Origin of the sequence: Bacillus cereus group sp. BfR-BA-01430, from assembly GCF_022663115.1 — a bacterium.
Lineage (GTDB): Bacteria > Bacillota > Bacilli > Bacillales > Bacillaceae_G > Bacillus_A > Bacillus_A cereus_BD.
Map to the genome: position 1 here is coordinate 1 of NZ_JAKUEW010000043.1, position 1,873 is coordinate 1,873.

The following is a 1,873-nucleotide window of genomic DNA, read 5'->3' on the forward strand; positions in this document are numbered from 1 at the left end:
CAGGGCATTGGAGCTCCTGACGAAGAGGCGCCCTATGCCTCGCAGGAGGGAGTGAAATGGCCAGAGATTCTAGCTGCTGAAGCTAGATTAAATAAAAAAGCGTAAGCAGCTCGTTTATAATGGAAGAAGTAACTCAATATTCTTCGGAAATGAGTTAAATAGAGGAATTGGAAGTTACATTTCACAAGCGGAGACAAAATTTTTTGTCTTCGCTTGTTGTATTTGTGTGACAACGTATTGATTAAAACTAGGCAAAAGGGTTACAATAGTGAATATTATCTTACTTGAACTTATTTGCCTTTCATTTTTATGTATTTGCCTTCCGTATTTTCCCTTTACCCATATAAAAAGAGAATAATATTAAAGTGTGGTGTCTGAATGAATTTGTCAATTGCGGCATTAGAAAACATGAAATTAAAAGAATTATACGAGCATGCGAAAGAATATAAAATTTCGTATTACAGTAAATTAACAAAAAAAGAGTTAATTTTTGCTATATTAAAAGCTCGTGCAGAAAAAGAAGGCTTCTTTTTCATGGAAGGTGTACTAGAGATTATTCAATCCGAGGGATTTGGATTCTTACGCCCGATCAACTACTCTCCAAGCTCAGAAGATATTTATATTTCGGCTTCGCAAATTCGCCGTTTTGATTTGCGCAACGGGGATAAAGTTTCTGGTAAAGTACGACCACCAAAAGAAAATGAACGCTACTTTGGATTACTACAGGTTGAAGCAGTAAACGGTGATGATCCAGAATCTGCAAAAGAACGTGTACATTTCCCTGCATTAACACCGTTATATCCAAATCGTCAAATGAAATTGGAGACGGAACCAAAGAAATTATCTACGCGCATCATGGATTTAATTGCACCAGTTGGGTTTGGACAACGTGGTTTAATTGTTGCGCCTCCAAAAGCTGGTAAAACAATCTTGTTAAAGGAAATTGCTCACAGTATCACAACGAATCATCCAGATGCAGAATTAATTGTGCTTTTAATTGATGAGCGTCCGGAGGAAGTGACGGATATTGAACGATCTGTTAAAGGTGATGTTGTAAGTTCTACATTCGATGAGGTACCTGAGAATCATATTAAAGTTGCCGAACTTGTATTAGAACGTGCAATGCGTCTTGTAGAGCATAAAAAAGACGTTGTTATTTTAATGGATAGTATTACCCGTTTAGCGCGTGCTTACAATCTTGTTATTCCGCCAAGTGGACGTACATTATCAGGTGGTATTGATCCAGCTGCATTCCATAGACCGAAACGATTTTTCGGGGCTGCCCGTAATATCGAAGAGGGCGGTAGTTTAACGATTTTAGCAACAGCGCTTGTAGATACAGGTTCTCGTATGGATGATGTGATTTATGAGGAGTTTAAAGGAACAGGAAATATGGAACTTCATTTAGATCGTTCGTTAGCTGAGCGTCGTATTTTCCCAGCGATTGATATTCGCCGCTCTGGTACACGTAAAGAAGATTTATTAATTCCAAAAGAACATTTAGACAAGCTATGGGGTATTCGCAAAACAATGCGTGATACACCAGACTTCGTTGAAAGTTTCTTACGTAAACTTCGTCAAACGAAAACAAATGAGGAATTTTTACAAAATATTGTTGCAGACTCCAAAAGATATGTAACAACGAAGTAAAGGGATAAAAGGTTGGGACTCGCTTATATTATAGTAAGCGAGTTTTTTATGTGTTTTGAATAGGTAACAGCTTTTCGGTCGAGAGCTCCAAGTGCCCTTCCATTCTGAGCGAGCCTCCTGCGCTTTTAGGTGGTATCTAGCTCCGGCGGCAAGAATGGACGGTGGCTTCGCTTCTTCCGGCGAGGCAAAAAACGCCTCTATGTCAGAAGCTCCATCCCCCTTC

The 1,873-nt window shown here is 39.2% G+C and carries 1 protein-coding gene; it reads left to right on the forward strand.

From position 1 onward, the window contains the following. The first annotated feature begins 378 nt into the window (after positions 1–378). Entirely contained in the window at positions 379–1,650 is a 1,272-nt protein-coding gene (rho, locus tag MR058_RS22735) for a transcription termination factor Rho (RefSeq protein WP_087099490.1), read from the forward strand. Positions 1,651–1,873 lie beyond the last annotated feature (223 nt).

Bases quoted from the DNA above. Each gene is read 5' to 3' on its own strand.
- rho (WP_087099490.1), top strand. From the start codon at position 379: ATGAATTTGTCAATTGCGGCATTAGAAAACATGAAATTAAAAGAATTA.